Source organism: Pectobacterium aroidearum (genome assembly GCF_041228105.1).
Classification (GTDB): Bacteria; Pseudomonadota; Gammaproteobacteria; order Enterobacterales; family Enterobacteriaceae; genus Pectobacterium; species Pectobacterium aroidearum.
On the sequence record NZ_CP166097.1, the window covers coordinates 1,210,951 to 1,226,245 of the forward strand.

Below are 15,295 nucleotides of genomic sequence, written 5' to 3' on the forward strand. Positions count from 1 at the left end.
GCTGATGACAATACTATACATTTGGCTTGCTATAGTCCTTTCATCCCTTGTCAGTACCTCACATCTCTGTGAGTGTTGTGTTAGTTAACCATCCCTGTCATTAGAATGACCTTACCCGCCTCGTGCGGGTTTTTTTTGCCAGTTTTCTCACCTCATGATGGGCGTGTCTATTCTGTGTGGCTGTTGATTGAACTGTCGGGAATGACTTTGGTGACGACTCGGTTTCTGCCTTCATGTTTGGCCTGATAAAGGGCGTCATCTGCGATTTTCAACACGTTATCGATCTGCTCTGCTCCCGGAATAAAGCAGGTGACGCCTAATGAGATCGTGATATTTTCTGGAATCGGCAGCGGCATTTTTTCCACTTTTTTACGCAGCCGTTCCGCAATATCAACGGCTTGCTTCATATCGGTATCGGGCAGGAGTGCGAGGAATTCCTCTCCGCCAGTACGGCAAATCAGATCGGATTCACGTGAACCCTGTTTTATGTTTTTAGCCAGCAACTTGATGACGTCATCGCCGATGTTGTGTCCGTAGGTATCATTCACGCGTTTGAAGTGGTCGATATCAATCACGATGGCGGCAACCTGATTGCTCTTTGGCAGAATGAGTTCAATGCTTTCATAGATGCCACGACGATTGAGTAGTCCTGTGAGTGGATCGGTGTGGGCCTGCAAACTCAGTTTGCCAATGCGTTTGTGCAGCAGCAGGGTACCGAAAAGAATGACGCGTTTGAGCTGTTCAACCTCAAAATACCAGGAAGGGACTTTCTTGATTTTTTCAATCACGCCGGGCTCCTCCATTTTACTGGCAGAAACGGCCAACAGGCGCAGAGGGTTGGCGATAGAGAAGGCGAGCAGGGTGAGTGCAATGAGCGTTAATGCCATCACTGGCGCGCCTTCATATAAAACGGAACGCATTACGCTGCTAAGCAAATCGATAACGGTTTGAGAAGGGTGCAAAGTAATGATGATCCAGCCGGATGAATTGACCGTATCAAAACCCGCAAGAGAGGGAGTGCCTTGCATATCGGGCATTGCGGCGGTGCCACTCTTCTTGTCTCGAAAGGCGTCTTTGATTTTCTGGTTGCTGACGGGCTTGCCGACCCACTGTTTATCCTGATGGTAGAGAACAATCCCACTTTTATCGATCACGTAAACACTGGAGTAATCGTTATAGAAATGGGTGTTCATGAATTCATTCAAGACGCTTTTATTTTTTAAATAAATCGTTCCGCCGATGTAACCGAGGTAATTTCCCTGTTTGTCTTTGATAGGGGAGGACACCAGCACGATCAGATTGCCCGTCACTGAAATATAAGGCTGGCTGATTAACGGCTTTTGTTCCACTAGTGCTAGTTTGCTGGCCTCTGAGGTTAGTGTGCTTCCTTTCAGATTCAGCGATGTTGGGTAAACCGCGTGTATCTGATTCTGGGTATCCGCAACGAAAATAGAATTAAAACTTTGGCTCATGTGGTATGTCTGTTCACTTTTCTCCAGTAGTGCTGCATCGTCACTAAAACTATCCGCTATTGAGGTTGCGCTGTAAGCCAGCTCCTGCTGTGCTGAAGAAAGAAAACTTTCCGTAGTCGCCGCGAGTTTGGAAGAGTAGTTAAGGTTTGAACTTAGTATCTGATCGGTGATGAGCTTCTTTTGTACATTATAAACAGCGATATAGGCATTGGTCAGCGTAATGAGCATGCTGATAATGGCGAGGGAGAGAATGAGTGAACGCAAGTTGACTGGGTGTCGTCTTTTTATTTTCATGGTGGCCGCACCTATTTTCCGCTAGGTAAGCAAAATCACGCTTTCTTTTTGTTATGTCATCATCAATGGAAAACTGGCGGGGCATTCGCTTGCGACCAATGAATAAACCCGCCATTCAAAGTTATAGACGCTAATTAGGCTATCTGGCAACGTATTGATATCTTTCCATCATCTTCGACTTAATGGAGAGAATGCACAATCTCCAGCGTGCCATTAATGATGAATTGCACGCCCATGCAAACCAGCAGAAATCCCATCAGTCGTGAAATCGCTTCAATGCCGCTTTTACCGATCAAACGCATAATCAGGCCTGAGCTTTTCAGACTTAGCCAGACGATCAGGCTGATCAACATAAAAGTCAGTACGGGGGCAACGGTAATCACCCATGGCGTGATATCTACACCGCTCTTGATCTGTGATGCGGTACTGATGATGAGGGCAATGGTTCCGGGCCCCGCAGTGCTGGGCATCGCCAGTGGAACGAAGGCGATATTGACTTCATTGGCGGAGAAACTGCCGTTGATTTCCTCTTTTTTACTTTTGACTTCAGGGGCGTGTTCTGGGTTTTGCTGGGGGAAGAGCATGCGAAAACCGATAAATACTACGATAAGTCCGCCGGCAATGCGCAATCCGGGAATGGAAATGCCGAAGGTATTCATCACAATCTGACCCGCATAGTACGCGACAGTCATAATGATGAAGACGTAGAGCGAGGCCTGAAATATCTGACGATTCCGTTCCCCCTGGCTCATATTGCCGGACATCGCCAGGAATACCGCTACCGTTGTCAGTGGGTTCGCAAGTGGCAGGATTAACACCAGACCAAGACCAATGGTTTGAATCAATTCCAGCATTCTACGTTCCTCTTTATTGGGGCGCTGTCGTCAGTTCAGGAAAACGGTCAATGATGACCTGTCGCTATAGCGTCTGGTGCGGCTTACGCCAGCTCATCCTCCGCTAATTTTTTGAAACGATAGAGCGTTTTCGTCAGCATATCGCGGGAAAACATATCAAACATTTGGCCGATTTTTTTCCCAATCAAGCCTCCCGGTGGATTGTAGCGAATCGTCAGCGTCACGACTGTACCCACTTCTGATGTGGCAGGTTGAAAAGAAAGCCTACCTTCATTGGGAACCCGCGCTCCTTCCAGCGAACGCCAGTGGATATATTCCCCCGGTTTTTCATCAATAATACGCGCCTGCCATTCAATGAGCGCGCCAATCGGCGTGTTAATGCGCCAGTTGGAGTCGGTATAGTTCAGTATCTCAATACTGGCGAAATGCCCCATCAGGATCGGCAACGTTTCCGGTTTACGCCAAAGATCAAACAAGCGTTCTGCCGGGCGATTGATCGTAATGCTACTGCTGATTTCATTGGCATAGCTGCCGTTTTTCGCTGCGGTTTTTCTTAAGAAAGAGGGAAACACCCGTCATTCTCCCTAATCGATGGTTACCCCTTTATGGGCATATGCACACCATTCTGACTGATATCTGCCAGCGAAGCAAAGCGGGAGGCGGCGGGTGATATTGAAGAGTGCTGGTGCAGGCTATCACAGCAATAGTCAGGATTTTTGCGCGTCTAATGTTGGGTTAATGTTCGTTCGGTACTGTAAGCATCAGACAGTAGCCGAATGAAGTGCCGCAAAACACCAGGGTTTTTCCATAATGATAATCGCTGTACCCCGCCCACTATTTTTAGTGGGCTTTTTTTATTTGTATTTCTCTGTTTAGGTATTTTATTTTTATATTAATTGATATTCGTCAATTTATTGTTAATGAATATATACCTATTAAGATGTAATAGATGTTTTTCCGTAGGCTCTGTCCTGTAAATAACACATGGCCTGTGAGTCGATTTACTTTATAAACATGTCGTGCTACGTTTATTGCCAGCTTTTATGCTGGTGAGAATAAATATGAGTAATCCATTTGCTGCCCGGTGGAGCCGTAATGGCAATCTGCTTTGCCACGGTCACTGGTTAATATCTTATAAAGAAAGAGAATTCGCGCTACCGGAAAAATATAAAGAAAATCATATGGGAACGATGGGGATTTACTCTATCATCGATCCTGATGATGAAACCTATCGGGACGGATTAGATGAGGATGATTGGATTCTGGAAAATATCGACTGGCTGGCCGATAGCTTCGAAGAAAATAATGTCCCTATCGAAGAGTGTTATTTTAGATATTTCTTTCAGGCGATAAATAAGCAGGACTGGCGATGCACCAGTTGCGCAGGCTGTATGTAAATTACGCTGTTATTCATTATTCCTCTCTGAGTTTGTACCCTACTGACTATATAGCCACGTCGCGCTATTTTTACCTGATTACACCGACGGCGTTTTATTCGGTTTCCCTCGCTTTTCATCTCTTTTCATCTTCTTTGCTATGCGCTTCGCATACCGCGTAGCGGGGCGTCTTTTGCAAGGAAAAGTGTTACCCTGACCCCACAATCCTTGATTAAGATGAGGCGGCAATGACGGAAGCTGACATTCTGCGGTTAAGTGTTTTGGTCGGTGAAAAACTGAAGGCGCGTGGTGCTACGCTGACGTGCGCGGAATCCTGTACTGGAGGTTGGCTGGCTAAGTCTATTACTGATGTTGCAGGTAGTTCCGGCTGGTTTGACTATGGCTTTGTGACATACAGCAATCTAGCCAAGCAGCGTCTGGTGAATGTGAGCGCGGAGACATTGGAACGGCACGGTGCGGTGAGTGAAGCTGTCGTCAATGAGATGGCCGCAGGGGCTTTGCAGGCCGCCGATGCAGATTTTGCCATATCGGTAAGCGGCATCGCCGGGCCCGATGGGGGGAGTGAAGAGAAGCCTGTCGGCACGGTATGGTTTGGCTTCACAGATAAACAGGGCGGGGCATTTGCGCGGACAATCCGATTCAGTGGGGACAGAAACGCAGTTCGTCTGCAATCGGTTCACTTTGCGCTGCAAACGCTGCTCGACGCGTTTCTGAAAAAATAACCTTGATGCTGTATGCGCATACAGTATAATGTCAGTAATTATTCGGCAATTCATGATTAAGCAGCCGCGTAGAGACAGCAGCTTTACGCCGCATGACAGGAGCAGAAATGGCTATTGATGAGAACAAACAAAAGGCACTTGCGGCAGCACTGGGCCAAATCGAAAAGCAATTTGGTAAAGGTTCTATCATGCGGTTGGGCGAGGATCGCTCAATGGATGTTGAAACCATTTCTACAGGCTCCTTGTCCCTCGATATTGCTCTGGGTGCCGGTGGTTTACCGATGGGCCGTATCGTTGAGATTTATGGCCCGGAATCTTCCGGTAAAACAACGCTAACCTTACAGGTTATTGCTGCCGCTCAGCGTGAAGGCAAAACCTGTGCGTTCATCGATGCTGAACATGCGTTGGATCCGATTTATGCGAAAAAACTTGGCGTCGATATCGATAATCTGCTGTGTTCTCAGCCGGATACCGGCGAGCAAGCGCTGGAAATCTGTGATGCGCTAACGCGCTCCGGCGCGGTTGACGTTATCATCGTCGACTCCGTTGCAGCTTTGACGCCGAAAGCCGAAATTGAAGGTGAAATCGGCGACTCCCACATGGGGCTGGCTGCACGTATGATGAGTCAGGCTATGCGTAAACTGGCAGGTAACCTGAAACAAGCCAATACGCTGCTGATCTTCATCAACCAGATTCGTATGAAAATCGGTGTGATGTTCGGTAACCCTGAAACCACCACCGGTGGTAACGCGCTGAAGTTTTATGCTTCCGTTCGTCTGGATATTCGCCGTACTGGCGCGATTAAGGAAGGCGAAGAAGTCGTCGGCAGCGAAACTCGCGTTAAAGTCGTGAAGAATAAAGTGGCAGCACCGTTCAAACAGGCTGAGTTCCAGATTCTGTACGGCGAAGGTATCAACATCCACGGTGAGCTGGTTGATCTGGGTGTGAAACACAAACTGATCGAAAAAGCGGGTGCCTGGTATAGCTACAACGGCGACAAGATTGGTCAGGGCAAAGCAAATGCTTGTAATTTCCTGAAAGAGAACCCGGCGGTTGCTGCGGAACTGGATAAGAAATTGCGTGAAATGTTGCTGCATAAAGGCAATGAGCTGACACCTGCCACAGCAGGTAATAGCCATGACGAAGATGCATTCGCCGACGAAGGCAACGAAGAGTTTTAATGGTGGCTGAATTCCCCGTGACAAAGCACATCATCGGATAGATGGATGAATAAACCCTTACGCTATGCGATGAATGTGCTTTCTGTTCGGGATTATAGTGAAGCCGAAATACGCCGCAAATGTGCGGCGTATTTATATAAATCAGACAGCGCAGAAGCAGAAGATGAAGCGGGCGAAGCTACTGCTCGAGCTGCAGCAGAAGATGTGGAAGCTGCCATTGCTTACTGCAAGGAACACGGTTGGCTGGATGATGCGCGCTATGCTCGCCGCTATATCAACAGCCGAAGTCGCAAAGGCTATGGCGTCCAGCGAATTAAAATGGAGCTGAGCCAGAAAGGAATCGATAAGACGATATTAGCCACGGCATTAAACGAGAGTGAGATCGATTGGTGCGCGCTGGCGAAATCAGTTGTGGAACGAAAATTCGGGCATCCTCTGTCCGATGAATGGAAAGACAAAGTCAAACATCAGCGATACCTGCTCTATCGTGGCTTCTTTCATGAAGAAATCCAGTCAATTTATACGAATTTTTCAGATTGAACGCATACGGGATTTTACTTCCCATCGAAGAAAATTTATCTTATTCCCACTTTTTTGTTCGTGAGTTGCTCGGTAGCGTCAGCATGCTGGACTAACCTTGCCCGCGACCTGTTCTTCTAGCTTGATTCCAGGACAATTATGAGCAAGAGCACCGCTGAGATCCGTCAAGCGTTTCTCGATTTTTTCCACAGTAAGGGACACCAGGTTGTTGATAGCAGCTCTCTGGTGCCGAACAACGATCCTACATTGTTATTCACCAATGCGGGTATGAACCAGTTCAAAGATGTGTTCCTCGGTCTGGATAAACGTAACTATGTCCGAGCGACGACCTCGCAGCGCTGTGTGCGTGCCGGTGGTAAACATAATGATCTGGAAAACGTAGGTTATACCGCACGCCACCACACCTTCTTTGAAATGCTGGGTAACTTCAGCTTCGGTGATTACTTCAAGCATGATGCGATTCGCTATGCGTGGGAATTACTGACGTCTCCCCAGTGGTTCAACCTGCCAAAAGAGAAACTGTGGGTAACGGTATACGCAACGGATGACGAAGCCTACGATATTTGGGCTGATGAAGTTGGCGTACCGCGCGAAAGAATTATTCGTATTGGTGATAACAAAGGCGGACCTTACGCCTCTGATAACTTCTGGCAGATGGGTGAAACAGGGCCGTGTGGTCCATGTACCGAGATTTTCTTCGATCACGGTGAACACATCGCCGGTGGCCCGCCGGGAAGCCCTGATGAAGACGGCGACCGCTATATCGAAATTTGGAACCTGGTGTTCATGCAGTTCAACCGTCAGGTTGATGGCACGATGCTGCCGCTGCCGAAACCTTCCGTCGATACCGGAATGGGGTTAGAACGTATTTCTGCCGTGTTACAACACGTCAATTCAAACTATGACATTGATTTGTTTAAAACGCTGATTGAGGCCGTTGCTAAAGCTGTCGGCACGACAGATTTAACCAATAAATCGCTGCGTGTTATCGCCGACCATATCCGCTCTTGTGCATTCCTGATTGCGGACGGCGTGACGCCATCGAATGAAAACCGTGGTTATGTTCTGCGCCGTATCATTCGCCGCGCTGCCCGTCACGGTAACATGCTAGGTGCTACGGATGCCTTCTTCTATAAACTGGTTGCGCCGCTGATTGAAGTCATGGGGCCGGCGGCGGCGGAGTTGAAAAAGCAGCAGTCTGTCGTTGAGCAAGCGCTGAAGATGGAAGAAGAGCAGTTTGCCCGTACGCTGGAACGCGGCCTGTCTCTGCTGGACGAGGAAATTAAAAACCTGAAAGGGGATACGCTGGATGGCGAAACGGCCTTCCGCCTGTATGATACCTATGGTTTCCCTGTCGATCTCACTGCGGATGTGTGCCGCGAGCGTGGCCTGAAAGTCGATGAGGAAGGTTTTGAAGCGGCAATGACGGCTCAGCGTCAGCGCGCGCGTGAAGCCAGCGGATTTGGTGTGGATTACAACAGCCTTATCCGTGTGGATGAAAACACCCCATTCTGCGGCTATGAAAAAACGCAGCAGCAAGCGAAGGTGATTGCGCTTTATCACAACGGAAACGCGGTTGATCAGATTGCGGCAGGTGATGAAGCGGTAGTGATCCTGAACGAAACGCCATTCTATGGCGAATCCGGTGGTCAGGTTGGCGACCAGGGTGAACTGAAAAACGCGGGCGTCAGCTTTACCGTTCAGGATACGCAGAAATACGGTCAGGCAATCGGCCACGTCGGTAAACTGACGCAGGGTACACTGCGTGTTAACGACAGTGTTGATGCAAACGTTGATAGCCAACGCCGCGATCGCATTCGTCTGAATCACTCTGCAACGCACCTGCTGCATGCCGCGCTGCGCCAGGTTCTGGGCGATCATGTTGCCCAGAAAGGTTCTCTGGTTAACGATAGCTATCTACGTTTTGACTTCTCACATACGGAAGCGATGAAACCTGAGCAGATTCGTCAGGTTGAAGATATCGTCAATGCGCAAATTCGCCGTAACCTTACTGTGCAAACGGATGTCATGGCGCTGGATGATGCGAGAGCGAAAGGCGCGATGGCGCTGTTCGGCGAGAAGTATGACGACCATGTTCGTGTTCTGACGATGGGGGACTTCTCCATTGAACTGTGCGGTGGCACACACGCAAGTCGTACTGGTGATATCGGCCTGTTCCAAATCATTTCAGAATCAGGTACCGCAGCCGGGGTGCGCCGTATTGAAGCGACTACGGGTGAAAATGCGCTTTCTGCGCTGCACCGTCAGAGTGACGTTCTGCAAGATATCGCGCAACTGCTGAAAGGGGATAGTCACAACCTGACAGATAAGGTACGCTCTGTTTTAGATCGTGCTCGCGCGTTGGAGAAAGAGCTTCAGCAGTTGAAGGCTCAGCAAGCGGCGCAGGAAAGCTCGTCACTGTCTGGCAAAGCAAAAGAGGTTAGCGGCGTGAAGTTGCTGGTTACGCAACTGGACAACGTGGATCCTAAGCTACTGCGCACGATGGTGGATGACCTGAAGAATCAGTTAGGGTCTGCTGTTATTGTTCTTGGAACGGTGGCAGAAGGTCGGGTTAGCTTGATTTCTGGTGTAACGAAAGATCTGACTGACCGTGTCAAAGCTGGTGAACTGATTGGGTTTGTTGCCCAGCAGGTTGGCGGTAAAGGCGGTGGTCGCCCAGATATGGCTCAGGCTGGTGGTTCAGATGTGTCTGCACTACCTGCTGCGCTGGCAAGCGTTGAATCCTGGGTTGCTGCTAAGCTATAAAACGATAGATAACGTTTTTATTCGCGTTATCCAACAAAACGCCATAACTTTCTGGTTGTGGCGTTTTTGTCTGCGGAAAAGGATCCGATAAATGGGATAGAACGTGTACTACTTTCAGATATTCTGAAGTACTACATGCTCAGTCCTGTTGTTGTGATAACAAAAGCACAAGCTACTGATATCGACTAAACTAACAAGTAGTGACAAACCGGAGTGTGATGGTGGTGCTTATACCATCGTCTAGGTTTACGTTTTCACGGCACATGATGGATAATGGCGGGGAGACAGAGAGACCCGACTCTTTATAATCTTTCAAGGAGCAAAGAATGCTTATTTTGACTCGTCGAGTTGGCGAAACCCTCATGATCGGCGATGAGGTAACGGTTACCGTATTAGGAGTGAAAGGCAACCAGGTGCGTATTGGTGTTAATGCACCTAAAGAGGTTTCTGTCCACCGTGAAGAGATCTATCAGCGTATTCAGGCCGAAAAATCTCAACCAACGTCATATTGATTGACAATGCGTCTCGTGTTCGCGGGACGCAATTGTTATTTCCCGCTTTTCCCCCGCACATTTATCGATATATCCATTTTTACTGTGTGCGCCTTTTAGCAAGGTAACCGCCTGTTTTTCTGTCGATAAAACAGACTTTTTGTTGTGAAAATACGCATCTTGGATGCGAATTGTTCAAACAAACACAAGGTGGGAAAAATTGTTTGACTTATAAGTCTGGGAAAGTAATATGTGCGCCACGCAGTACCGGTGAGCACTAACAAGAAGTTCTTAGTAGCGAATCAGGTAATGTAAGGTGAGGTGGCCGAGAGGCTGAAGGCGCTCCCCTGCTAAGGGAGTATGCGGTCAAAAGCTGCATCGAGGGTTCGAATCCCTCCCTCACCGCCATTTAATATGCATCCGTAGCTCAGCTGGATAGAGTACTCGGCTACGAACCGAGCGGTCGGAGGTTCGAATCCTCCCGGATGCACCATTAAGCACTTGCCTTTGCAAGGCAAGTAGTATTAGTAAAAGTAAGTTTTGTCGTAGATAAAGAATCATTAATGCATCCGTAGCTCAGCTGGATAGAGTACTCGGCTACGAACCGAGCGGTCGGAGGTTCGAATCCTCCCGGATGCACCATTCTTAAGTATCTCGTTCAATTCCCTTATTTCTGCACCACACTCTGCATCCGTAGCTCAGCTGGATAGAGTACTCGGCTACGAACCGAGCGGTCGGAGGTTCGAATCCTCCCGGATGCACCATATTTCGATATGGATTAAGGTTGTTATCTTGCTCTTATAATCGATCATTTTTGATTACAAGACCAAGGGAGTAAAACGTTGCTTTAGCAACGGTCCGAAGGGCAAGGCGAAGCCGAGTAATCCTCTCGGATGCACCATATTCTGATGTAAATAAAATCGTTATCTTACTTCCTACGTTAGCGCGACTTAATAAGTGCAAGGATAATATTGCGTAGTCGACGCCTTATCAGGACGGTACAAATCAAACACTGTATCTCAGATACACCACTTCTGTTTTACCAATATGTTTGCTACCTACTTTTAGCGCGATAGCAGCATTGTGCTCTCTTGCCTATTCAGAACGATATTTCTCCCATCATGTTCGTACCTTAATTCTTGCTCTTATCCTGTCTGTATACCGATATTGAATCGGTGAACAAATAACGATTTTCTTACCACTATGGTAGTAATAACCTGTTTTTTATAAGGTTATTGAGTAAGCGACAACGTTTTCACTTTACGATAAAGTAAGCTCTCTTTTCAGTGATCATGGAGTCATGATGTACGATCGCTATCAAGGGCTGATCTTTGATATGGATGGCACCCTGCTCGATACTGAGCCGACGCACCATAAAGCGTGGGATCAGGTTCTTGCACGGTATGGTATGAGATATGATGCCCGTGCCATGACAGCATTGAACGGCTCGCCCACCTGGCATATTGCACAGCGTATTATCGACAGTCATCAGGCTGATATTGATCCTCACCAACTGGCGGCGGAAAAAACGGCCGTTGTTGAGGAAATGCTGCTGGATACAGTAAAACCACTGCCGCTGATTGATGTGGTTAAGCATTATCGCGGGCGCCGCCCTATGGCGGTTGGTACGGGTAGCACGCATGGCATGGCTGATAGATTACTAACGCATTTGGGTTTGCATGATTATTTTGATGCAATTGTCGGGGCGGATGATGTTATTCAGCATAAGCCTTTCCCTGATACCTTTCTGCGCTGCGCAGCGTTGATTTCTGTTGCACCAGAACACTGTATCGTGTTTGAAGATGCAGACTACGGTATTGAAGCCGCCAAGCGAGCTAACATGGCCGTGGTTGACGTCCGTACATTGTGAGTGAGTTCTGGGCCGTTTTTTCTCTTTTCTGGAGTAGCCTGCTCAGTGCAACATTGCTGCCCGGCAGTTCGGAAGTACTGCTAGTAACGTTATTGCTTGCTGACAGTGCCAAACCCTACCTGTTGATCGCTGTAGCGACGGTAGGAAATACGCTGGGCGGGTTAACAAATATTTTTATAGGGCGCTTACTCCCTCAGCCAAAACAACAAGCTGGGTATACGGTGGCCATGCGTTGGTTACAGCGCTATGGTTGCGCTGCGCTGTTGTTTAGCTGGGTACCGATAGTAGGCGATTTATTGTGCGTGTTAGCGGGTTGGCTACGCATGCCCTGGGTGCAATCGGCGGTTTTCATCGGTATTGGAAAAGCGCTGCGGTATATCGTATTGGCAGGTATAACGTTACAGGGGATGGCGTGGTGGTCTTAACCAGATTGCAATGCGAACTGGTGAGAGCTACTGAGTTTCAATTATGCTTACAACCATTACATTTTAACAACGGGAGGTCGATTTGATCCCGGACATTTCAGAAGCACTTTCTTGGCTGGAAAAACACCCACTGGCGGTGAAGGGTATTCAGCGTGGAATTGAACGCGAAACATTGCGCGTAACAGCAAACGGACATCTTGCTACGACAGGGCACCCCGAGATATTGGGCTCGGCGTTGGCACACCCGTGGATTACGACAGATTTTGCAGAAGCGCTGTTAGAGTTTATTACGCCGGTCGATAAAGATGTTGATCATCTGCTGACGTTTCTGCGCGATATTCATCGCCACGTTTCCCGCAATCTGGGTGATGAGCGGATGTGGCCATTGAGTATGCCGTGTTTTATCGACAGTGAGCAAAACATAGAGCTGGCGCAGTATGGCTCATCAAATATCGGGCGCTTCAAAACGCTTTATCGCGAAGGGTTGAAAAACCGCTATGGTGCGTTGATGCAGACCATTTCCGGGGTGCATTACAACTTCTCCCTTCCGCTGTCATTCTGGCAGGCGCGAGAAGGTGTCGCTGATGCAGAAAGTGGGAAAAAGGCCATTTCAGCAGGATACTTCAGACTGATTCGCAACTATTACCGCTTTGGTTGGGTGATTCCTTACCTGTTCGGGGCTTCTCCGGCGATCTGTTCTTCTTTCCTGAAAGGTCGGGAAACTGCACTGCCGTTTGAGCGTACGGAAAAAGGCATGCTTTACCTGCCTTATGCGACCTCTCTGCGTCTTAGTGACTTAGGCTATACCAATAAATCGCAGAGTAATCTGGGGATTACGTTTAACGATTTGGATACCTATGTCGCCGCGTTAAAACGCGCGATAAAAACGCCGTCTGAGGAATATGCCCAGGTTGGTATGAAGAAAGATGGTCGCTATCTACAATTGAATACGAACGTCTTGCAGATTGAGAATGAGCTCTATGCACCGATTCGTCCGAAGCGTGTAACGCGCGCGGGTGAAACGCCATCTGATGCCTTGCTGCGTGGCGGAATCGAATATATCGAAGTGCGCTCTCTGGATATCAATCCTTTCTCTCCGACCGGAGTGAGTGAAAGTCAGGTACGTTTCCTGGATTTATTCCTGATCTGGTGCGCGCTGGCGGATGCGCCGGAAATGAGTGCCGATGAACTACTGTGTACGCGTAAAAACTGGAACCGGGTGATTCTGGAAGGGCGTAAACCGGGGCAAACGGTGGGCATGCGGTGTGAAACTATCCAACAGCCGATTGCCGAGGTGGGGAAATCCCTGTTTGCGGATTTACGTCGTGTTGCGGAAGTGCTGGACGCGGAAAACAGTCAACCGCACTATCAGCAGGTTTGCGATGAGCTGCTTGTTGGCTTTGACGATCCAGAAACGACGTTCTCTGGTCGACTATTAACGTTGATGAAGCAAGAAGGCAATGGTAGCGTGGGGCTGAATTTAGCGGAAGAATATCGCAAAATGCTCAGCAGCGAACCGTTGCAGGTGTTGACGGAAGAACAATTGGCTGCTGCGAGTGAACATTCCTGGCAGCGTCAACGTCAGATTGAGTCTGAAGATACGATGAGTTTTGACGATTATCTGGCGGCGAATTAAAAAGAAAAGGCCACAGAAACTGTGGCCAAATAAACATCTCTAATAGGGATGATGATAATAAATGCGCGTCTTTCAGTAAGTCAGACTCGCATAAAAAGGAAAAGTTCTCGGAAACGAGAAAAAATGAATTTTTTTCTTTGAGGAGGTGGAATTATGCCGTTACTAGATAGCTTTACTGTTGATCATACTCGTATGGCCGCACCTGCCGTTCGGGTCGCTAAAACCATGAAAACCCCTCATGGCGACAATATTACGGTATTTGATCTGCGGTTCTGCCGTCCGAACATCGAAGTGATGCCGGAGCGAGGAATCCATACGCTTGAGCACCTGTTTGCGGGCTTTATGCGCGATCATTTAAACGGGGATGGCGTGGAAATTATCGACATCTCTCCGATGGGATGCCGTACCGGTTTCTACATGAGCCTGATTGGTACGCCGGACGAGCAACGTGTTGCCGATTCCTGGAAAGCGGCGATGGCGGACGTTCTGAAAGTGACCGACCAGCGTAAAATTCCTGAACTGAACGAATTCCAGTGTGGCACCTATGAGATGCACTCGCTGAAAGAAGCGCAGGAAATCGCTCAGCACATCGTGGATAGCGATATTGGTATCAACCAAAATGACGATCTGGCGCTGCCGAAAGATAAGCTGGCCGAGCTGCATATCTAGTTTGTCGGATAAGCGCAGATAAAAAAGAGAGCCGAAAGTTGGCTCTCTTTTTTTGTGTTCGAGGAAGTGTCAGACGGCAAGAAAGTGCTGTATAACCCGGCTACCAAAGTAGGAAAGCGTTAGCATCAGCGCACCGAGCAGGCTGAACCAGACAACGCGCCGACCGCGCCACCCTTCATGGTAATGTCCCCAGAGCAGCAGAATATAGATGAACCACGCAAACAGGGAGAACACGGCCTTGTGCAGATTCTCTTTGTTATCGATCAGATCGTCCATGTAGAACAAGCCAGTACAGAGCGTTAGCGTGAGTAGAATGACGCCTATCTGTGTAATGTGAAACATTTTACGCTCAATGCCCATCAGCGGCGGCATGTCAGCGGCAAATCCCAGCTTTTTATTCTTGAGCAGATAATCCAGCCAGGCGAGCTGGAGTGCATAAAGAGCAGCAATTAACAGCGTGGCATAAGAGAAAAGTGCTAGGCCAATATGGATCATCAAGCCCGGAGACGCTTCCAGATGCGTAATAAATTCACTTGGCATGAAGCTGGCGAAGGCCAGATTGATCAGTGCAAAAGTGTAGACGATAGGAAGAATAAACCAGCCACGATCGCGCGAGGCGACAATCGTCATCACCGTACAGATAATGAGACTGACCAGCGAACCGATATTCAGCAGGCTAAGGTTTTGGCCGACCTGAACATCGAAAATGCGTTGATAGAGCGCCACCGCATGGCAGATTAGCGCAGCGCTGGCCGAGAGTATTGCCAGCCGACGATATGCACTGTTCTTGCGCAGCAGACTGGGGATAATCAGTCCGAGGCTGAGTGTGTAGGCGACAAGCGCCACAATAGCGAAAACAGACATACAAATAGGTTATTAAATATCAACTAGGTAAAATGAAGAATCAGTATAGCGTTAGTCGTCGTGGGTACCAACAGTTCTCCATCAGCAGCACTGAGATCGTTCCCGCTTTTGTGT

The 15,295-nt window shown here is 48.4% G+C and carries 14 protein-coding genes and 4 tRNA genes; 14 read left to right on the forward strand and 4 right to left on the reverse strand.

What is annotated here, in order from left to right:
* Positions 1 to 167: 167 nt before the first annotated feature.
* The 3 genes from AB8809_RS05430 to AB8809_RS05440 all read right to left on the reverse strand — a co-directional run bounded on the left by AB8809_RS05430 (position 168) and on the right by AB8809_RS05440 (position 3,192).
* Complete coding sequence (locus AB8809_RS05430; protein ID WP_349856809.1) at positions 168 to 1,766, reverse strand: sensor domain-containing diguanylate cyclase; 1,599 nt, start codon at positions 1,764 to 1,766, stop codon at positions 168 to 170.
* Between the two features lie 179 nt (positions 1,767 to 1,945).
* Positions 1,946 to 2,620 carry a MarC family NAAT transporter gene (locus AB8809_RS05435; RefSeq protein WP_180779580.1) on the reverse strand — a complete coding sequence of 225 codons (675 nt, stop codon included), beginning with the start codon at positions 2,618 to 2,620 and terminating at the stop codon, positions 1,946 to 1,948.
* Between the two features lie 83 nt (positions 2,621 to 2,703).
* A complete protein-coding gene (locus AB8809_RS05440) occupies positions 2,704 to 3,192 on the reverse strand; it encodes an SRPBCC family protein (protein WP_015841375.1) in 489 nt (162 codons plus the stop codon).
* Positions 3,193 to 3,681: 489 nt separating this feature from the next.
* On the opposite strand from AB8809_RS05440, the gene AB8809_RS05445 reads away from it, so the two are divergent.
* From AB8809_RS05445 to luxS, 14 genes are all read left to right on the forward strand, one after another.
* The gene (locus tag AB8809_RS05445; protein WP_015841374.1) at positions 3,682 to 4,017 is read left to right on the forward strand and encodes a hypothetical protein; all 336 of its coding nucleotides are present in this window, start codon (positions 3,682 to 3,684) and stop codon (positions 4,015 to 4,017) included.
* A gap of 227 nt (positions 4,018 to 4,244) precedes the next feature.
* The gene (gene pncC, locus AB8809_RS05450) at positions 4,245 to 4,739 is read left to right on the forward strand and encodes a nicotinamide-nucleotide amidase (RefSeq protein WP_015841373.1); all 495 of its coding nucleotides are present in this window, start codon (positions 4,245 to 4,247) and stop codon (positions 4,737 to 4,739) included.
* Positions 4,740 to 4,846: 107 nt separating this feature from the next.
* The gene (gene recA / locus AB8809_RS05455; RefSeq protein WP_015841372.1) at positions 4,847 to 5,920 is read left to right on the forward strand and encodes a recombinase RecA; all 1,074 of its coding nucleotides are present in this window, start codon (positions 4,847 to 4,849) and stop codon (positions 5,918 to 5,920) included.
* A gap of 45 nt (positions 5,921 to 5,965) precedes the next feature.
* Positions 5,966 to 6,460: a recombination regulator RecX gene (gene recX, locus AB8809_RS05460; RefSeq protein WP_349856808.1), complete on the forward strand. Its 495-nt coding sequence runs from the start codon at positions 5,966 to 5,968 to the stop codon at positions 6,458 to 6,460.
* A 138-nt stretch (positions 6,461 to 6,598) separates the two neighbouring features.
* A complete protein-coding gene (gene alaS, locus AB8809_RS05465; protein WP_349856807.1) occupies positions 6,599 to 9,226 on the forward strand; it encodes an alanine--tRNA ligase in 2,628 nt (875 codons plus the stop codon).
* A 326-nt stretch (positions 9,227 to 9,552) separates the two neighbouring features.
* Entirely contained in the window at positions 9,553 to 9,738 is a 186-nt protein-coding gene (csrA, locus tag AB8809_RS05470; RefSeq protein WP_005972168.1) for a carbon storage regulator CsrA, read from the forward strand.
* Positions 9,739 to 10,032: 294 nt separating this feature from the next.
* Positions 10,033 to 10,125: transfer RNA gene (locus AB8809_RS05475), tRNA-Ser, on the forward strand.
* An 8-nt stretch (positions 10,126 to 10,133) separates the two neighbouring features.
* Positions 10,134 to 10,210 (forward strand) — tRNA-Arg (locus tag AB8809_RS05480).
* A 72-nt stretch (positions 10,211 to 10,282) separates the two neighbouring features.
* Positions 10,283 to 10,359 (forward strand) — tRNA-Arg (locus AB8809_RS05485).
* A 45-nt stretch (positions 10,360 to 10,404) separates the two neighbouring features.
* Positions 10,405 to 10,481 (forward strand) — tRNA-Arg (locus AB8809_RS05490).
* A 539-nt stretch (positions 10,482 to 11,020) separates the two neighbouring features.
* Complete coding sequence (yqaB, locus tag AB8809_RS05495) at positions 11,021 to 11,587, forward strand: fructose-1-phosphate/6-phosphogluconate phosphatase (protein ID WP_181848421.1); 567 nt, start codon at positions 11,021 to 11,023, stop codon at positions 11,585 to 11,587.
* Positions 11,584 to 12,012: a YqaA family protein gene (locus tag AB8809_RS05500; protein WP_180779585.1), complete on the forward strand. Its 429-nt coding sequence runs from the start codon at positions 11,584 to 11,586 to the stop codon at positions 12,010 to 12,012. Before yqaB ends, AB8809_RS05500 begins: the two co-directional genes overlap by 4 nt.
* Before the next feature lie 82 nt (positions 12,013 to 12,094).
* Complete coding sequence (gene gshA, locus AB8809_RS05505) at positions 12,095 to 13,648, forward strand: glutamate--cysteine ligase (protein WP_180779586.1); 1,554 nt, start codon at positions 12,095 to 12,097, stop codon at positions 13,646 to 13,648.
* A gap of 153 nt (positions 13,649 to 13,801) precedes the next feature.
* Positions 13,802 to 14,317 carry an S-ribosylhomocysteine lyase gene (gene luxS, locus AB8809_RS05510; protein ID WP_015841366.1) on the forward strand — a complete coding sequence of 172 codons (516 nt, stop codon included), beginning with the start codon at positions 13,802 to 13,804 and terminating at the stop codon, positions 14,315 to 14,317.
* Positions 14,318 to 14,386: 69 nt separating this feature from the next.
* On the opposite strand, the gene AB8809_RS05515 is transcribed toward luxS, so the two are convergent.
* Entirely contained in the window at positions 14,387 to 15,181 is a 795-nt protein-coding gene (locus AB8809_RS05515) for an inner membrane protein YpjD (protein ID WP_015841365.1), read from the reverse strand.
* Positions 15,182 to 15,295 lie beyond the last annotated feature (114 nt).